This is a genomic window from Methyloversatilis universalis FAM5 (assembly GCF_000214035.2).
In the GTDB taxonomy this organism is placed as follows: Bacteria; Pseudomonadota; Gammaproteobacteria; order Burkholderiales; family Rhodocyclaceae; genus Methyloversatilis; species Methyloversatilis universalis.
Genome location: NZ_AFHG01000050.1, coordinates 47,550 through 64,709 on the forward strand (window position 1 = coordinate 47,550; position 17,160 = coordinate 64,709).

Genomic DNA, 17,160 nt, shown 5'->3' on the forward strand with positions numbered 1-17,160 from the left:
CCTGTTGCGGTGGGCCCATGATGATGGTCAGACTGCGCCCGGGCGGTTTGCAGCAAGCTGTCCACAACATGAATCATCGTTCATGTTGTGTTCACCCGCCGGCAAGGCGGAGCACTGCACACTGCATCGTCCCTACACCATGCCGCTTCCATGTTCCGACCTCTCATTCTGACGGCGCTTCTGCTGGCTGCGCTGCCGGCCTCCGCCCAGCTGGCGGCGTCGCATGCCGACGAGCATGACCAGCCGGTGGTGCGTGACCCGGCGCTGACGCTGTCCGCCGCGCTCGACAGTGCGGTCGCCCGCGCGCCGGGCAGCGCTCTGCCGCAGGCGCGCCAGAACGAATCCCGCGTGCTGTCCGAGCGCGCCGACAGCCTGCTGTCCGCGCCGCCGGCCGTGCAGATGCGCTACCAGACCGATCGCCTGCCCGGTCGCGGCGGCGGCCTGCGCGAGCTGGAAGCCGGCCTTGAACTGCCGCTGTGGCGCGGTGGCCAGCGCGACGCGCTGCGCCGCGAGGCGGACGCGAGCCGGCTGCAGTCGGAAGAGGAGCTGCGCAGTTTCCGCTGGCGGGTGGCCGGCGAGGTGCGCGAAAACCTGTGGCGGGTGCTGGCGGCCGAAACCGAAGTGACGCTGGCCGATGCCGATGTCGATCTGTACCGTGCGCTGGAAGAGGACGTTGCGAAGCGGGTGCGCGGCGGCGATGCGGCACCGGTCGAGAAGCTGGCCGCGGAAACCGCGCGCCGCGAGCGCGATGCGCTGCTGTACGAGGCACAGGTCGAACTGGCGCACAGCCTGTTCGGCTGGAGCGCGCTGACCGGACTGAAGGCGCTGCCGTCGGTGGTGCGCGAGCGCCCGGCCGAGCCCGCCGCCAGTGCGTCGGACGACAACCCCTCCGCCTACCCGCCGGTGCTGATCGCCCGCGCCGCGGTCGAGCGGGTGCGGCGTGCGCTGGGCAGCGTGCAGGCCCAGGGCAGCGGCGCGCCGCGTGTGCTGATAGGCGTGCGCTCGGAAAGCGCCACCGACACGCCGACCACCGACAGCGTGGGCGCCACGCTGTCCATTCCTTTCGGTGGCGAGGTTCACCGCGCGGCAGCGCAGTCGCCGCTGCATCTCGAACTGGCGCGCGCCGAGGACGAACTGGCCTGGGCACTGCGCAGCGCCACGCTCGCGCTGCACGAGGCCGAACACGAACTGCATGCGCGCGAACAGGTGCGCCGCCTCGCCTCCGAACAGAAGGCGGTGGCCGAGCGCGAGGTCGAACTGGCCCGCCGCGCCTACCGCATCGGTGAAACGTCGCTGGCCGAGCGCCTGCTGGTCGAGGCGCGCGCTGCCAGCGCACGCCGCGCCGCCGCGCTGGCCGACATCGCCTGGTCGCGCGCTATCGCGCGCTACAACCACAGCCTGGGAATCCTGCCGTGAAGCTCCGTACCGCCGTTCTTTCCATCCTTCTCAGCGCGGCACTGCCGCTGCAGGCCGCCGACATCACGCTCGACGCCACCCAGATCCAGCGTCTCGGCATCCGCGACGCGCAGCTGCAGGCGGCCAAGGACGCGCGCGCCGCCGCCTGGTCGGCGCGGGTGGTGGCCTCACCTGACGCCGAATGGGTCGTGACCGCGCCGTCCGGTGGCGTGGTCGTCCGGGTACCGGTGGTCGAGGGCCAGCAGGTGGCCGCGGGCACCGTGCTGGCCGAACTGCGCAGCGCAGAGCTGCCGGAAATGGGCGCTGCGCTTACGCAGGCGAAGGCGGCGGCCGACCTGGCGCGCACTCATCGCGACCGCGACCGCGCGCTGCATGCCGAAGGTCTGATCGCCGAACGCCGGCTGCGCGAATCGGAAGCCGCCGCGCTGCAGGCCGAAGCGGCGCTGGGTGCGGCCCAGTCGCGGCTCCGGCTGCTGGGCGTATCGGCCAGCGACGCATCGGCCGGCCGGGTGCAGGTGCGTGCGCAGGCGGCCGCCACCGTGCTCGAACGGATGGCGCTGCCCGGTCAGCGGCTCAATGAAGCGGATCCGCTGCTGCGTCTGGCCGACGCGCGCAAGCTCATGCTGGAACTGAATCTGCCGGTGCTGCACGCGGAAACCGTGCGCGAAGGCGACCTGCTGGCGCTCGACGGCATGGACGCGAAAGCGCGCGTGACGCAGATCGGCTGGGGCGCGTCCGATGCCACCCAGACCGTGCGCATCCGCGCCGAACTGCCGGCCGGCAAGGCCGGGCTGCGCCCGGGCCAGTGGGTGAAGGCGCGCCGCAGCGTGCCGGCCGGCAACGCCTGGACCATACCGGCGTCCGCGCTCAGCCATCACAGTGGCCGCAACTGGGTGTTCGCGCGCACCGCCAGCGGCTATCGCGCGGTCGAGGTGACCGTGCTGGCGCAGGACGCCACCGCCGCCACGGTCAGCGGCGCGCTCGATGCCACCGCCCCGGTGGCGGTCGGCGGCGTGGCGGCGCTGAAGGCGGTGTGGCTCGGTCACGGAGGCGAATGATGCTGGACGCCCTGACCCGCAGCGCCCTCGCACGGCCGCTGCTCACCGTGCTCGCCGCGCTGCTGCTGATCGCCGGCGGCCTGCACGCCGCGATGAATCTGCCGATCGACGCCTTCCCCGACGTGTCGGCGCCGCAGGTGAAAATCATCGTCAAGCTGCCGGGCATGACGCCGGAAGAGATGGAGGCGCGCGTCACCACGCCGATCGAGATCGAAATGCTGGGCCTGCCCAAGCAGACCATGCTGCGCTCGACCAGCAAGTACGGCCTGTCTGACATCACCATCGATTTCGAGGACGGTACCGACATCTACTGGGCGCGCAACCAGGTGAGCGAGCGGCTGAACGGCATCATGGGCGATTTGCCGCCGGGCCTGACCGGTGGTCTGGCGCCGATCACGACGCCGCTGGGCGAAATGTTCATGTTCACGGTCGAAGGCGATCTGCCGCTGGTCGAGCGGCGCGCGCTGCTGGACTGGGTGATCCGCCCGGCGCTGCGCACCGTGCGCGGCGTGGCCGACGTGAACGTGCTGGGTGGCGAGGCGGCCGCCTACGAGGTGGTGCCGGACGCTGCACGCATGGCGGCCACCGGCGTCACGCTGGACGAACTGCGTTCGACGCTTGAGCGCTTCAACCGCAACGACGGCGCCGGCCGCATCAACGAGGGCGACGAAACCCTGCTGGTGCGTGTGCAGGGCCGTCTCACCTCGCTCGACGACATCGGCAGGCTGGTGGTGCACGCCACCCCGTCGGCCCAGATCCGGGTGGCGGACGTGGCCGACGTGAGGCTCGGCGCGCTCACCCGCATGGGCGGCGTTACACATAACGGACGCGGCGAAACCGTGCAGGGGCTGGTGCTCGGCCTACGCGGCGCCGATGCGCAGCAGGTGGTGGCCGGCGTCCGTGCGCGGCTGGAAGAGGTGAAGGCCAGCCTACCGGCCGGCGTCACGGTCGAGCCCTTCTACGACCGCGGTGAACTGGTGGCCAGTGCGGTCGGCACCGTGTCCAAGGCGCTGATCGAGGCGGTGGTGCTGGTGCTGGTGCTGCTCTTCCTCTTCCTCGGCAATCTGCGGGCGGCCATCGCGGTGGCGGTCATCCTGCCGCTGGCCGCGCTGTGGACCTTCCTGCTGATGCGTCAGGCCGGGCTCTCGGCCAACCTGATGAGTCTGGGCGGCCTGTCGATCGCCATCGGCCTGCTGGTCGATGCGGCGGTGGTGGTGGTCGAGAACGTGGTGGCGCATCTGCACGACCGGTCGGCGGAAGGCCGGCCGCGCCACGAAGTGGTGCTGGAGGCGGTGCGCGAGGTGGCAGTGCCCACCACCGCAGGCATCGTCATCATCGCGCTGGTGTTCGTGCCGCTGCTCAGCCTGCAGGGGCTGGAGGGCAAGCTGTTCGGTCCGGTGGCGCTCACCATCGTGTTCGCGCTGGCCGGTTCGCTGCTGCTGTCGCTCACCGTCATTCCGCTGCTGGCCCGCCTGCTGCTGCGCGCCGACAGCCACGCCGATCCCTGGCTGCCGCGCACGCTGTCGCGGCTCTACACGCCGCTGCTGCAGAAGGCGCTGGCCGCACCGCGCGTGGTGGGCGGCATCGCCGGCGCGCTGGGCGTGGTGGCGGTGGTGCTCTACATCGGCCTGGGCAAGACCTTCATGCCGACCATGGACGAGGGCAGCCTCATCGTGCAGCTGGAAAAGCTGCCGTCCATCGGCCTCGACGCGTCGCTGGACATCGACACCCGCTTCCAGCGCGCACTGAAGGACGTGGTGCCGGAGGCGCAGCAGATCGTGGCGCGTGCCGGTTCGGACGAGATCGGCCTCGACCCGATGGGTCTGAACCAGACCGATACCTTCGTCAGCCTGCCGCCGGGCGTGGACAAGCCGGCCATCACCGAACGCATCCGCACCCTGCTGAAGGAGTTTCCGGGCGTGGCCTACGCCTTCACCCAGCCGATCGAAATGCGGGTGTCGGAAATGATTCTCGGCGTGCGTGGCGATCTGGCCATCCGCATCTTCGGCCCGGACCTCGACGTGCTCAACCGCAAGGCCGAAGAGATCGCGGAGGTGCTGCGGAGCACGCCGGGCGCGGAGGACGTGTTCTTCGTGCGCAACGCGGGCGTGCAGTATCTGCGCGTGCTGCCGGACACCGACGCGCTGGCGCGCGCCGGGCTGGACATCGATGCGCTGGCGGCCGCGCTGCGGGCGCAGATCGAGGGCGAGCGGGTGGGGCTGATCCAGCAGCAGGAGCGGCGCATTCCGCTCATCGTGCGCTCGACCGGCCGCGCCGGCGCGACCGACGAACTGGCGCAGCTGCCGGTAGCGCTGCCCGGCGGCGGCCGCATCGCGCTCGGCCAGCTGGCCCGCTTCGAGCGGGTGGACGGGCCGGTGCAGATCAACCGCCAGCTGGGCAGCCGCAACATGGTGGTGATCGCCAATGTCGGCGGCCGCGATCTGGTCGGCTTCGTCGAGGACGCCCGGGCGCGGGTGGCGCAGAAGGTGGAACTGCCTCAGGGTTACCGTCTGACCTGGGGTGGCGAATTCGAGAACCAGCAGCGCGCCGCGCAGCGGCTGGCGCTGGTGGTGCCGATCGCGCTGGTGCTCATCTTCCTCATCCTGTTCAGCACTTTCAATTCGCTGCGTCAGGCCACGCTGGTGATGGCCAATGTGCCGTTCGCGATGATAGGCGGTGTGTTCGCGCTTGCGCTGTCCGGCGAATACCTGTCGGTGCCGGCGTCGGTCGGTTTCATCGCGCTGCTGGGCATCGCGGTGCTCAATGGCGTGGTGCTGGTGAGCTATTTCAACCAGCTGCACGCCGCCGGCCTGCCGCTGCACGAGGTGGTGGTGCAGGGCGCCCAGCGCCGGCTGCGGCCGGTGCTGCTGACCGCGTCGATGGCGGCCCTCGGTCTGGTGCCGCTGCTGTTCGCCACCGGTCCGGGCTCGGAAATCCAGCGGCCGCTGGCCATCGTGGTGATCGGCGGACTGGTGTCTTGTACCGCGTTAACACTGGTGCTGCTGCCCATCCTGTACAAACGCTTCAGTCAGTCGTCCATCTCTGCCTGAACCTGCCCGATGCCCAAGTCCGCCATGCCGTCTTCCCGTCCGACCCTGCCCTGGCTGGCTGTGGCCGCGCTCGCCGCACTGCTCATCTGGACGCTGCTGCGCGCCGGGCTCTGGCTTGCGACCGGCGGCGGACACGCGGTCCATGTATTCGCGCGCGGGCTTTGGTTCGATCTGGCCACGCTGGCCTGGATGGTGTCGCCGCTGCTGCTGCTGTCGGCGCTGCTGCCTGCCCGCCTGCGGGCCAGCGCCGCCTTCGGCCGGTTGCGCTGGGTTGCGCTCGGTGGCGTGGTCGCGCTGCTGCTGTTCGGCGCGCTGTCCGAGGTGGTGTTCTGGGAGGAGTTCTCGACCCGCTTCAACTTCATCGCGGTGGACTATCTGGTCTACACGCAGGAGGTGATCGGCAACATCCTGGAGTCCTATCCGGTCGGTCGGCTGCTGGCGGGCATCGCGCTGCTGGCGGGCGCGCTGTGCTGGGCCGTGAGCCGCATCGTGCGCTTTGCAGACGCGCCGCGCAGCGGCCGCGCGCGCCTGGCGATGCTGGCGACAGCGCTGCTGCTGCCGCTGGCGGCCGACCGGCTGGCCGAGATCGAACAGATGGAAGGCAGCGGCGATGCGCAGGCGGACGAACTGGCCGGCAACGGGCTGTTCACCTTCGCCGCCGCGATGAGGCGCAACGAGCTGGATTACGGCCGCTGGTACGCCACGCTGCCGCAGGAGGAGGCGGACGACATTCTGGCCGGACTGCACGTCGAGCGCCTGCCGCTGACCGCGGACGACCGGCCGAGCGCGATGGACGACGAACCGGGCGATGTCGTGCCCTTCTCGCGCCGTCCGCGCAATGTGGTGCTGGTGACGATAGAAAGCCTGTCGGCGGAATACGTCGGCGCCTACGGCGCGAAGGAGGGTCTGACGCCTGAACTGGACCGCCTGGCCGCAGAAGGCCTGCGTTTCGCCAACGTGTTCGCCACCGGTACACGCACGGTACGCGGGCTGGAGGCGCTGTCGCTGGGCACGCCGCCGGTCCCCGGCCAGGCCATCGTGCGCCGCACCCACAACAACCACCTGTCGACCGTGGGCGAAATCCTCGCGCCGCAAGGCGTGGTGCCGATGTTCATCTACGGCGGTTACGGCTACTTCGACAACATGAACAGCTATTTCCGCGGCAACGACTACTTGATCGTGGACCGGACCGACTTCCCGAAAGACAGCATCGTGTTCGAGAACGTGTGGGGGGTGGCCGACGAGTCGCTGTACGCCAACGCGCTGGCGGCGATGAATGCGAAGGCGGCGGCCGGCAAGCCCTTCTTCGCGCAGCTCATGACCACCTCGAACCACCGGCCCTACACCTATCCGGATGGTCGCATCGACATTCCTTCACCGGGCGGCCGGCACGGCGCGGTGAAGTACACCGACTGGGCGATCGGACAGTTCATCCGTGACGCGAAGAAGCAGCCCTGGTTCGACGATACGCTGTTCGTGTTCGTCGCCGACCACTGCGCCTCGGTCGCCGGCAAGACCCGTCTGCCGGTGGCGAAATACCGCATTCCGCTGGTGTTCTATGCGCCTGCGCTGCTCAAGCCTGGCGTCTACGCCGACCGGGTGAGCCAGATCGATCTGGCGCCCACGCTGCTGGAGGTGATGAACAAGCGCGGCGATGACCATTTCTTCGGTCGCTCCTTCTTCGAGGACACGCCGCCGCTGGACCGCGCCTTCATTTCCAACTATCAGGATCTGGGCTATCTGCGCGGCGATCTGCTCACCGTGCTGTCGCCGCGGCGCGGGGTAAAGGCTTACCGGGTGGATCCGCAGACGCTGGAATCGACGCCGGCCGAGCCCGATCCGCAACGGATGAAGGAGGCGATCGCCTACTACCAGACTGCGGCGATGGCCTTCAAGCAGGGGCGCTTGCAGATGGGTGCCCCCACTGTGGCGGCACAATGAAAAAGGCGGCCCGCAGGCCGCCTTTTTCTTCCCGGTCCGGCGCGCGCCGGATCAGTTCTCGAGCAGGCTGCGCAGCATCCACGCGTTCTTTTCGTGGATCTGCATGCGCTGGGTCAGCAGGTCGGCGGTCGGCTCGTCGTGCGCTTCGTCCACCACCGGGAAAATGCTGCGCGCGGTGCGCACCACGGTTTCCTGGCCGGCCACCAGCTGGCGGATCATGTCGCTGGCCGAGGGCACGCCGTCCGGTTCCTTGATCGACGTGAGCTTCGCGTAGGCCGAGTAGGTGCCCGGTGCCGGATAACCCAGCGCGCGAATGCGCTCTGCAACCAGATCGACCGCCAGCGCCAGTTCGGTGTACTGCCCTTCGAACATCAGGTGCAGCGTGTTGAACATCGGGCCGGTCACGTTCCAGTGGAAGTTGTGCGTGGTCAGGTACAGCGTGTAGGTGTCGGCCAGCAGGCGCGACAGGCCGTCGGCGATGGCGCGGCGCTGGTCTTCCGGAATGCCGATGTTGATCGTGCTCATGTTCTCTCTCCCTTCGTTGTACGGACATCGGTGTGAGTGCCGGAGGCAGCGGCCGGTTCCGTCGGCGGCTGCACCGGCGCGCGGCTGGAGATCAGTGCGCCCAGCCGTTCGAAGCACTCCTGACGTGCGTTCGAACTCCGCGCCACCAGTGCGATGGTACGGCGCGGGCGCGGTTCGGCAAAGCGGTGCGCGACCAGTTTCATGCCACCGAGCAGTCCCGACGCCAGCGTCATTTCCGGCAGCAGCGCCATGCCCAGGCCGCTGTCCACCATCTGCGCCAGCGTGAACAGGCTGGTCGCCTCCATGCCGGTGCTGCGCGGCTCGTCCAGCCGGCAGCCCCCCAGCGTGTGGCCGCGCAGGCAGTGCCCTTCCTCCAGCAGCAGCAGCGCCTCCGGATCGAGCTTGCCGATGTCTCGCGGCATGTCGGCTTCGCGGCCGGCCGGCGCCACCAGCAGCAATTCCTCATCGAACAGCGGCTGCACCTGCAGCTTGCCGGTGTCGTAGGGCAGGGCGATCAGCGCGAAATCGATCTGACCGGCATTCAGGCGGTTCAGCAGATGCGCGGTGAGGTCCTCGCGCAGCGCGATCCGCAGTTCCGGATACTGCTCGCGCACCGACGGCAGTACCGACGGCAGCAGGAAGGGGGCAATGGTCGGGATGACGCCGAGGCGCAGCAGGCCGCTCATCGGCCGGTCGGCGTTGCGCGCCCACTCGGCCAGATCTTCGGCTTCGGCCAGCAGCCGGCGCGCGCGCGCCACGACCTCCGCACCGACCGGCGTCATCATGACCGAATGCCGCTCGCGCTCGACCAGACAGGTGCCGAGCGCAGCCTCCAGTTCCTTGATGCCCGCTGACAGCGTGGACTGGGTGACGAAGCAGGCTTCCGCGGCCTGGGTGAAATTCAGCTTGTCCGACACGGCGACCAGATAGCGCAGCTGGCGCAGCGAGGGCAGGGCATGGGCCATGATGCGCTCCTTTGATCGAAAAAATCGATTTATAGGATCATTTTAATCCATTGGACCGTTCTTCGGCCGGTGGCCAGAATGCGTTCCATCGATGCGCGACACACGGTTTCAGCCGCGCATCAGGAGATTTTTCCGACACCCCTACGAAAGGAGCTTCACATGAGCCTGAATAACCGCGAAGGCCAGCGCGTGCCGAACGTCACTTTCCGCGTCCGTGAGAACAACGAGTGGACGAACGTCACCACCGACGACCTCTTCAAGGGCAAGACCGTGGTGGTGTTCTCGCTGCCCGGCGCCTTCACCCCGACCTGCTCGTCCACCCACCTGCCGCGCTACAACGAGCTGGCACCGGCCTTCTTCGCCAACGGCGTCGACGCCATCCTGTGCGTGTCGGTCAACGACACCTTCGTGATGAACGAATGGGCCAAGGACCAGGAAGCCGACAATGTGACCCTGGTTCCCGACGGCAACGGCGAATTCACCGAAGGTATGGGCATGCTGGTCGACAAGGCCGATCTGGGCTTCGGCAAGCGCAGCTGGCGCTACTCGATGCTGGTGAAGGACGGCGTGGTGAGCAAGATGTTCATCGAGCCGCAGGAGCCGGGCGATCCGTTCAAGGTGTCGGACGCCGACACCATGCTGAACTTCATCAACCCGGATGCGAAGAAGCCGGACCAGGTGGCCATCCTGACCCGCGAAGGCTGCCCGTTCTGCGCCAAGGCAAAGGCTCTGCTGGCCGAGCGTGGCTACCGCTACGCCGAGATCAACCTGCCGCACACCGACCGCTCGCGTGCCCTCGGCGCCATTGCCGGCGCGAAGACGGTGCCCCAGGTGTTCGTCAATGGCGAACGCATCGGCGGCTGGGAGGATCTGGAACAGTGGGTTGCCGCGAAGTAAGCGCCTGATCCAGCGTACGGCGGCTCCGGCCGCCGTGCGATCAGGCGTGCGTACCGCACGGTGCGCAGACCTGATCGTTCATCGAATGAAGGGGAGCACGCAATGAAGGAAATGATCGTGGATGTGGCGGTGATCGGCGCCGGTACCGCCGGCCTGGCCGCCTACCGTGCCGCCATCGCCGGCGGCAAGTCGGCCGTCATCATCGAGGGCGGCCCCTACGGCACCACCTGCGCCCGTGTGGGCTGCATGCCGAGCAAGCTGCTGATCGCGGCCGCCGAGGCGGCGCACGTGACCGAGAAGTGGGACGCCTTCGGTATCCGTCTCGACGGCCGGGTGCGCATCGACGGGCAGGCGGTGATGGCGCGCGTGCGCAGCGAACGCGACCGCTTCGTCGGTTTCGTGGTGCGCGGTGTCGAAAGCATTCCGGCCGAGCACAAGCTCCGCGGGTACGCGTCCTTCCTCGACGATCACAGCCTGCAGGTGGATGGCCATACCGTGGTCACCTTCGGCCGTGCGGTCATCGCCACCGGTTCGTCGCCGGCCATTCCGCCGATGCTGAAGGCGGCCGGCAAGCGGCTCATCGTGAACGACGACGTGTTCGACTGGACCGATCTGCCGGAATCGGTGGCGGTGTTCGGCCCGGGCGTGATCGGCCTCGAACTGGGGCAGGCGCTGCACCGTCTGGGCGTGCGGGTCGAGGTGTTCGGCCGGGGTCATTTCGTCGGACCGTTCTCCGACCCCGCGCTGAAGGCTTACGCGACTAACGCGTTCGCCGAGGAGTTCCCCCTGCACGCCGACGCCAAGGTGGTGTCTGTCGAGGAGCGGCCGGAGGGCGTGCGCATCATGCAGGAACTGCCGGACGACCGAGTGGTGACCAAGGACTTCGAGTGGGTGATCGCTGCCACCGGCCGCACGCCTAACGTGAAGAACCTCGGGCTCGAGAATACGTCGGTGACGCTCGGTACCAATGGCGTGCCGGAGTTCGATCGCACGACGATGCAGTGTGGCAGCACGCATATCTTCATCGCCGGTGACGCCAACAACGACCTGCCCCTGCTGCACGAGGCGGCGGACGAAGGCCGGATCGCCGGCGAGAACGCGGTGCGCTTCCCTGCGGTGCAGCCAGGGCTGCGTCGTGAGCCGATCGCGGTGGTGTTTTCCGACCCGCAACTGGCGACCGTGGGCAAGCGTTTCGCCGACCTCGCGCCGGACAGCTTCGTCACCGGCGAGGTGTCGTTCGAGGACCAGGGGCGTTCGCGGGTCATGCTCCGCAACAAGGGGCTGCTGCACGTGTATGCGGAGAAGGGCAGCGGTCGCCTGCTGGGCTGCGAAATGATGGGGCCGGATGTCGAGCATCTCGCGCACCTGCTGGCCTGGGCCATGCAGTCCGGCATGACGGTGCAGCGCGCGCTTGAAATGCCCTTCTACCACCCGGTGGTGGAAGAAGGCCTGCGCACCGCGCTGCGCGACGCGGCGGCGAAGCTGGCAGCCGCCTGAGCCGGCGACCCGTCCGGCCGGTCAGGACGACCGGCCGGACGGACGCTAGAATACCGGCCTCGATGCCCCTGCCGCCGTGCAGGGGCGCAGCCGGTATCCGCTCGTGTCCGCATCAGATTCCCTCGTTTCCCGCAGCCTCGCCGCCGTCTGGCATCCGTGCACCCAGATGCAGTGGCACGCCGACCAGTCGCTGCCGCTGCTCGCGGTCAGCCGCGCGCAGGGCGCGTGGCTCTACGGCCCTGACGGCCAGCGCTATCTCGACGGCATCAGTTCGTGGTGGACCAATCTGTTCGGCCACAGTCATCCGCACATCGTGCAGGCGCTGCGCGACCAGCTCGATACGCTGGATCACGTGATGCTCGCCGGCTTTACGCACGAGCCGGTGGTGGCGCTGTCCGAGAAGCTGTCGGCCCTGACCGGTGGCCGTCTCGGTCATGCCTTCTACGCCTCCGATGGCGCATCGGCGACCGAGATCGCGCTGAAGATGTCGCTGCATTACTGGCGCAACCGCGGGCGGCCGGGCAAGAACGAATTCATCTGTTTCGCCGGCAGCTATCACGGCGAAACCGTGGGCGCGCTGGCGGTGACCGACGTGCCGCTGTTCCGCGACGCCTACGCGCCCATGGTGCGCGGCGCGCATGTGCTGCCCAGTCCGGCGTCGAGCGCGCCGCTGCACGCGCTCGATGCACTGACCGTATTCCTCGAAGCCCACCACGCGCGGATCGCTGCGCTCATCATCGAACCGCGGGTGCAGTGCGCCGGCGGCTTCGCCATGCACGACGCCAGCTGGCTCAGTGCGGTACGCGCGCTGTGCGACGTCTACGAAGTGCATCTGATCGCCGATGAGATCGCGGTCGGCTGCGGCCGCACCGGCACTTTCTTCGCCTGCGAACAGTCGCTGGACGCCGACGGCGAGGGCTGGCCGGATTTCATCTGCCTGTCAAAAGGCATCACCGGCGGCACGCTGCCGCTGTCGCTGGTGCTGAGCCGGCCAGACATCTACGCCGCCTTCCTCGACGACACGATGGCGCGCGGCTTTCTGCATTCGCATTCCTACACCGGCAATCCGCTGGCCTGTCGCGCCGCGCTCGCAACGCTGGAACTGTTCGACGCGTTGGACATCCTGGCGCGCAACCGCGTCTGGGGCGACCGCTTTACCGACGCGCTGGCGCCGCTGGCCGCGCACGCGTCGGTCCGCCGCTTCCGCCGCGCCGGCATGATCTGGGCGGCCGACATCGACACGCCGCACGCCGATTTCAGCCGCCGCTACTACCGCGCCGCGCTGGCGCGCGAACTGCTGCTGAGGCCGATCGGCAACACGCTGTATTTCATGCCGCCCTACATCCTCGACCCGGATCAGACCGCCTTGCTGGCCGAGCGCGCGCTGGCTGCACTGGACGCCGCACTGGCATGAGCGCGCTGGATTTCCGGGCCCGGCTGGCGGCGCTGGCCGAACAGGATCTGCTGCGCACGCGTGCGGTGCTGGATGCACCCTGCGGACCGCACGCCGAGGTGGACGGCCAGCGTCTGCTGTCCTTCGCCGGCAACGATTACCTCGGACTGGCCGCACATCCGGAGGTGGTCGAGGCGCTGCGCGAGGGCGCGGCCCGCTGGGGCGTGGGCGCCGGCGCGTCGCATCTGGTGAGCGGACACCAGCGGCCGCATGAAGAACTGGAGCAGGCTTTCGCGCGCTTTACCGGCCTGCCGCGTGCGCTGTTCTTTTCGACCGGATATATGGCCAATCTGGCGGTGCTGCCGGCGCTGGCCGGCCGCGGCGACACCGTGATCGCCGACCGCCTGAACCACGCCTCGCTGGTGGATGCCGCGCTGCTGTCGCGCGCCACCGTGCGTCGCGTGCCACATGTTGACCTCACCGCCTTCGAACGTGCACTGGCGTCCGCCGACGGCCGCAAGGTGGTGGTGGTCGATGGCGTGTTCAGCATGGACGGCGACCTCGCGCCGCTGCCCGGACTGCTGGCGCTGTGCGAGCGTCATGACGCGCTGCTGGTGGTCGATGACGCGCACGGATTCGGCGTGCTGGGTGCGCAGGGGCGGGGCGTGCTGTCGCACTTCGGACTCGCGTCGCCACGCATCGTGTACGTCGGCACGCTGGGCAAGGCGGCCGGCGTCGCCGGCGCCTTCGTCGCGGGCGACGCCGACGCCATCGAATGGCTGATGCAGACCGGCCGCAGCTACCGCTACACCACGGCCGCACCGCCGGCGCTGGCCTGCGCGCTGCAGGCCAGCCTGCGTCTGATCGAGGTGGGCGACGCGCTGCGCGCCCGGCTGGCGGGCCACCGCGCGCAGCTGGCCGCGGCTGCCGCCACGCTGCGCTGGCCGCTGCTGCCGTCGGACACTGCCATCCAGCCGGTCGTGGTCGGCGGTAACGCCGACGCGCTGGCGCTGTCGGCGGCGCTGCGACGGCGCGGCCTGTGGGTGCCGGCCATCCGTCCGCCCACGGTGCCGGCCGGCAGCGCGCGCCTGCGCATTTCGCTCAGCGCGGCCCACACCGGGACGGATCTGGACGCGCTGTGTTCCGCGCTGCAGGAGGCGTCGGATGACTGAGGCACTGCGGGTGCGACGGCTCGGCCAGCGCGGGCCGGTGGTGGCCCTGATCCATGGCTGGGGCTGGGACAGCCGCGTGCTCGCACCGCTGGCCGAAGCGCTGTCCGCCCACGCGCAGGTGGTGCTGCCGGATCTGCCGGGCTATGGCCTGAACCGCGACCGCCGCTGTGCGGATTTCGATGCCTGCGTCGATCTGTTGGCGTCCACGGTGCCGGATGCGGACAGGCTGGTCGGCTGGTCGCTGGGCGGGCTGCTCGCCATCGCCTGGGCCGCCCGGGCGCCGGTGCGCAGGCTGGCCCTGGTGGGTGCTTCGCCGTGCTTCATGCAGGCCGCGGACTGGCCGCTGGGCATGGCGGAAGAGCGCTTCCACGCCTTTGCCGACGGCGTGCGCGACGACGCGCGCAAGACCCGCACCCGTTTCGCCGCGCTGGCGGCGCTGGGCGACAGCGAGGCGCGTCACGTGCGCGCGACGCTGGCGGCGCTGGTCGATGAGCAGCCGCCGACGGACGAGGCGCTGGTCGCGTCGTTGGACTGGCTCTGCCAGCGCGACGAGCGGGCCGCGCTGAACCGGCTGGACTGCCCGGTGGCGCTGCTGCATGGCGAGCAGGATCAGGTGATCGCGGCTGACGCTGCCCGCGCCGCCGCCGAACAGACCGGCGCAGCGTGGATGCCGGTGCCGGGCGCCGCCCATCTTCCCTGGCGACCGGAGGCGGCCGGGCGGCTCGCGTGCTGGCTGGTCGACGCACGCGGGGAGGGCGTCGCATGAGCAGGCGGGATTCGCTGTGCGACGCCGGTGTGCGTGCCGCATTTTCACGTGCAGCGTCGCGCTACGCCGGTGCGGCCGCACTGCAGCGCCGGGTGTGCGACGGTCTGCTCGAACGCCTGCCGTCCGGCCAGCGGATCACGCGGGCGCTGGATCTCGGATGTGGCACCGGTTTCGCGAGCGCCGGCCTGCAGGCGCGCTGCGCCCCGTCCGGACTGATCGCGGCGGATTTTTCCATCGGCATGCTGGCGGCGCATCAGGCGGGCGCGGGTGTGCCCCGCGTGTGCGCCGATGCGCATCGTCTTCCGTTTGCGGACGGCTGTTTCGATCTGGTGTTCTCCAGCCTGATGCTGCAGTGGTGTGCGCTCGACGTGGCGCTGCCCGAATGTCGCCGCGTGCTCGCGCCCGGGGGCACACTGGCGTTCAGCACCGTACTGACCGGTACTCTGGGGGAGATCGATCAGGCCTTCCACGGGCTGGATGCGCACCGGCACGTGATCGCTTTCCCGTCCGCCGGCGATCTGGAAACCGCCCTGACCGGCGCGGGTCTGCGCATCGAGCGCATGGATCTGACCACCGAAACCGAGCATTTCGCCGATGCGCGCGCACTGCTGCAGTCCAACCGCGACATCGGCGCATCCCGTGTGCCCGCGGGCGGGCGGCGCGCGGTGCTGGGGCGTGCCGCACTGCAGACCGTGCTGGCGCGACTCGAAGCGCTGCGCACGCCGGATGGCCTGCCGCTGAGCTACCGGCTTGCGTGGGTGGTCGCGACCTCTGCGGAGTAACTGGAGAACGATGTGACTGAAGCACGCGTGCATTTCGTCGCCGGTACGGATACCGGCATAGGCAAGACACTGGTGTCGTGCGCACTGTTGCACGCACTGCGCGCGCAGGGCATCGCGGCCGTGGGCATGAAACCGATCGCATCCGGTGCCGAACTGCAGTCCGACGGTCGCCTGCACAACGAGGACGCCGACGCACTGGCGCAGGCGAGCGGCATGGTGCAGCCGACCGCGCTGACCAATCCCTATCTGTTCGAACGTCCGCTGGCGCCCCACGTCGCGGCGGAGCGGGAGGGGCGGTCGATTGCGCGTGAGGTCGTGCTCGATGCGCTGTCCCGGCTGCGCCGGCAGGCGGCGCATGTAGTGGTGGAAGGTGTCGGTGGCTTCGTCGTTCCGCTGGGCGATGACTGGACGACGGCCGACCTGGCGGTCGAGATCGGTGCGCCCGTAGTGCTCGTCGTCGGGCTGCGGCTGGGCTGCATCAACCACGCGCTGCTGACCGCTGAAGCGATCCGGAACCGTGGCCTGAGGCTGGCCGGGTGGGTGGCTAACTGTCAGCCGGAAGGCATGCTGGAGCAGGATGCGACGATTTTTGCGTTGAAAGTTCGCCTCAACGCGCCATTTCTTGGCATAATTCCGCGGCTGTCGGGAGCCGACGCGCAAACCGCGTCTCGACTCCTCGACATCCAGCTGTTGCTGACAGCCTCCCGATGAATTTTTTGTTGAGGGGTTTGACAGCACAAGAAACCCTCACCATAATCGCGGGTTTCGCTGGTCGCCGGAGGGGTTCCCGAGCGGTCAAAGGGATCAGACTGTAAATCTGACGGCTCTGCCTTCGAAGGTTCGAATCCTTCCCCCTCCACCATTCCCAGTCGAGTGGTTGTGAAGACGGCGAAATGCGGTAGCAAAAGATGTAATGCATCGTGAGCGCCTGGCGCGGCGGTGCAGTGGTAGGGAGTGGTTTGGCGGGAGTAGTTCAATGGTAGAACCTTAGCCTTCCAAGCTAATGACGCGGGTTCGATTCCCGTCTCCCGCTCCACGGTCCGGGCGTGTGTCCGGACAAGAAGCAGTTTCAGTGCCCATGTAGCTCAGTGGCAGAGCACTCCCTTGGTAAGGGAGAGGTCGGCAGTTCAATCCTGCCCATGGGCACCACCAATTCATTGCGTGCGGCATCCTGGTGATGACCAGGGGTGTCAGCAGATCTCTATCAAGCAACCAGGGTGATCGAAAATGGCAAAGGGAAAGTTTGAGCGCACCAAGCCGCACGTGAACGTGGGCACGATTGGTCACGTTGACCATGGCAAGACGACGCTGACGGCGGCGATCACGACGATTCTGTCGTCGAAGTTCGGCGGTGAGGCGAAGGCCTACGACCAGATTGATGCGGCGCCGGAAGAGAAGGCTCGCGGCATCACGATCAACACTGCGCACGTCGAGTACGAAACGGCCACCCGCCACTACGCGCACGTTGATTGCCCGGGTCACGCCGATTACGTGAAGAACATGATTACCGGTGCGGCGCAGATGGACGGCGCGATTCTGGTGTGCTCGGCCGCTGACGGCCCGATGCCGCAGACCCGCGAGCACATCCTGCTGGCCCGTCAGGTCGGTGTGCCGTACATCGTGGTGTTCCTGAACAAGTGCGACATGGTCGACGACGCCGAACTGCTCGAGCTGGTCGAGATGGAAGTGCGCGAACTG

Annotated in this window: 14 protein-coding genes and 3 tRNA genes; 15 read left to right on the plus strand and 2 right to left on the minus strand. The window is 68.7% G+C overall.

What is annotated here, in order from left to right; genetic code table 11:
• The first annotated feature begins 150 nt into the window (after window positions 1–150).
• From METUNV1_RS10855 to METUNV1_RS10870, 4 genes are read left to right on the plus strand one after another with little or no spacing between them, the layout of a single operon-like run.
• A complete protein-coding gene (locus tag METUNV1_RS10855) occupies window positions 151–1,416 on the plus strand; it encodes a TolC family protein (RefSeq protein WP_008061670.1) in 1,266 nt (421 codons plus the stop codon).
• Entirely contained in the window at window positions 1,413–2,474 is a 1,062-nt protein-coding gene (locus METUNV1_RS10860) for an efflux RND transporter periplasmic adaptor subunit (protein WP_008061671.1), read from the plus strand. The genes METUNV1_RS10855 and METUNV1_RS10860 overlap by 4 nt, the downstream gene beginning before the upstream one ends.
• Window positions 2,474–5,524 (plus strand): efflux RND transporter permease subunit, encoded by a 3,051-nt coding sequence (locus METUNV1_RS10865; RefSeq protein WP_008061672.1) that lies wholly within the window; start codon window positions 2,474–2,476, stop codon window positions 5,522–5,524. Before METUNV1_RS10860 ends, METUNV1_RS10865 begins: the two co-directional genes overlap by 1 nt.
• A 9-nt stretch (window positions 5,525–5,533) precedes the next feature.
• Entirely contained in the window at window positions 5,534–7,465 is a 1,932-nt protein-coding gene (locus METUNV1_RS10870; RefSeq protein WP_008061673.1) for an LTA synthase family protein, read from the plus strand.
• 51 nt (window positions 7,466–7,516) lie between these two features.
• Here METUNV1_RS10870 and METUNV1_RS10875 read toward each other — a convergent pair whose 3' ends face one another.
• Together METUNV1_RS10875 and METUNV1_RS10880 are read right to left on the minus strand one after the other, a co-directional pair.
• Window positions 7,517–7,990 carry a Dps family protein gene (locus METUNV1_RS10875; RefSeq protein WP_008061674.1) on the minus strand — a complete coding sequence of 158 codons (474 nt, stop codon included), beginning with the start codon at window positions 7,988–7,990 and terminating at the stop codon, window positions 7,517–7,519.
• Window positions 7,987–8,955, minus strand: a complete 969-nt coding sequence (locus METUNV1_RS10880) for a hydrogen peroxide-inducible genes activator (RefSeq protein WP_008061675.1) — start codon at window positions 8,953–8,955, stop codon at window positions 7,987–7,989. The genes METUNV1_RS10875 and METUNV1_RS10880 overlap by 4 nt, the downstream gene beginning before the upstream one ends.
• Before the next feature lie 159 nt (window positions 8,956–9,114).
• Between METUNV1_RS10880 and METUNV1_RS10885 the strand changes: the two genes are divergently transcribed.
• The 11 genes from METUNV1_RS10885 to METUNV1_RS10935 form a co-directional block, all read left to right on the plus strand.
• Window positions 9,115–9,852 (plus strand): glutathione peroxidase, encoded by a 738-nt coding sequence (locus METUNV1_RS10885; protein ID WP_008061676.1) that lies wholly within the window; start codon window positions 9,115–9,117, stop codon window positions 9,850–9,852.
• A gap of 102 nt (window positions 9,853–9,954) precedes the next feature.
• On the plus strand, window positions 9,955–11,349 hold the full coding sequence (locus tag METUNV1_RS10890; protein ID WP_008061678.1) for a dihydrolipoyl dehydrogenase: 1,395 nt from the start codon (window positions 9,955–9,957) through the stop codon (window positions 11,347–11,349).
• A gap of 103 nt (window positions 11,350–11,452) precedes the next feature.
• The gene (bioA, locus tag METUNV1_RS10895) at window positions 11,453–12,763 is read left to right on the plus strand and encodes an adenosylmethionine--8-amino-7-oxononanoate transaminase (RefSeq protein WP_081471356.1); all 1,311 of its coding nucleotides are present in this window, start codon (window positions 11,453–11,455) and stop codon (window positions 12,761–12,763) included.
• Window positions 12,760–13,914 (plus strand): 8-amino-7-oxononanoate synthase, encoded by a 1,155-nt coding sequence (gene bioF / locus METUNV1_RS10900; RefSeq protein ID WP_008061681.1) that lies wholly within the window; start codon window positions 12,760–12,762, stop codon window positions 13,912–13,914. The genes bioA and bioF overlap by 4 nt, the downstream gene beginning before the upstream one ends.
• Window positions 13,907–14,680: an alpha/beta fold hydrolase gene (locus tag METUNV1_RS10905; protein WP_008061682.1), complete on the plus strand. Its 774-nt coding sequence runs from the start codon at window positions 13,907–13,909 to the stop codon at window positions 14,678–14,680. The genes bioF and METUNV1_RS10905 overlap by 8 nt, the downstream gene beginning before the upstream one ends.
• The gene (locus tag METUNV1_RS10910) at window positions 14,677–15,462 is read left to right on the plus strand and encodes a methyltransferase domain-containing protein (protein WP_008061684.1); all 786 of its coding nucleotides are present in this window, start codon (window positions 14,677–14,679) and stop codon (window positions 15,460–15,462) included. The genes METUNV1_RS10905 and METUNV1_RS10910 overlap by 4 nt, the downstream gene beginning before the upstream one ends.
• Before the next feature lie 27 nt (window positions 15,463–15,489).
• The gene (gene bioD, locus METUNV1_RS10915; protein ID WP_008061685.1) at window positions 15,490–16,173 is read left to right on the plus strand and encodes a dethiobiotin synthase; all 684 of its coding nucleotides are present in this window, start codon (window positions 15,490–15,492) and stop codon (window positions 16,171–16,173) included.
• 66 nt (window positions 16,174–16,239) lie between these two features.
• A tRNA-Tyr gene (locus tag METUNV1_RS10920) sits at window positions 16,240–16,324 on the plus strand.
• A gap of 100 nt (window positions 16,325–16,424) precedes the next feature.
• Window positions 16,425–16,498 (plus strand) — tRNA-Gly (locus METUNV1_RS10925).
• Window positions 16,499–16,536: 38 nt separating this feature from the next.
• A tRNA-Thr gene (locus METUNV1_RS10930) sits at window positions 16,537–16,611 on the plus strand.
• A gap of 78 nt (window positions 16,612–16,689) precedes the next feature.
• On the plus strand, window positions 16,690–17,160 hold a 471-nt coding region (locus tag METUNV1_RS10935; RefSeq protein ID WP_043359723.1), incomplete at its 3' end, for a GTP-binding protein.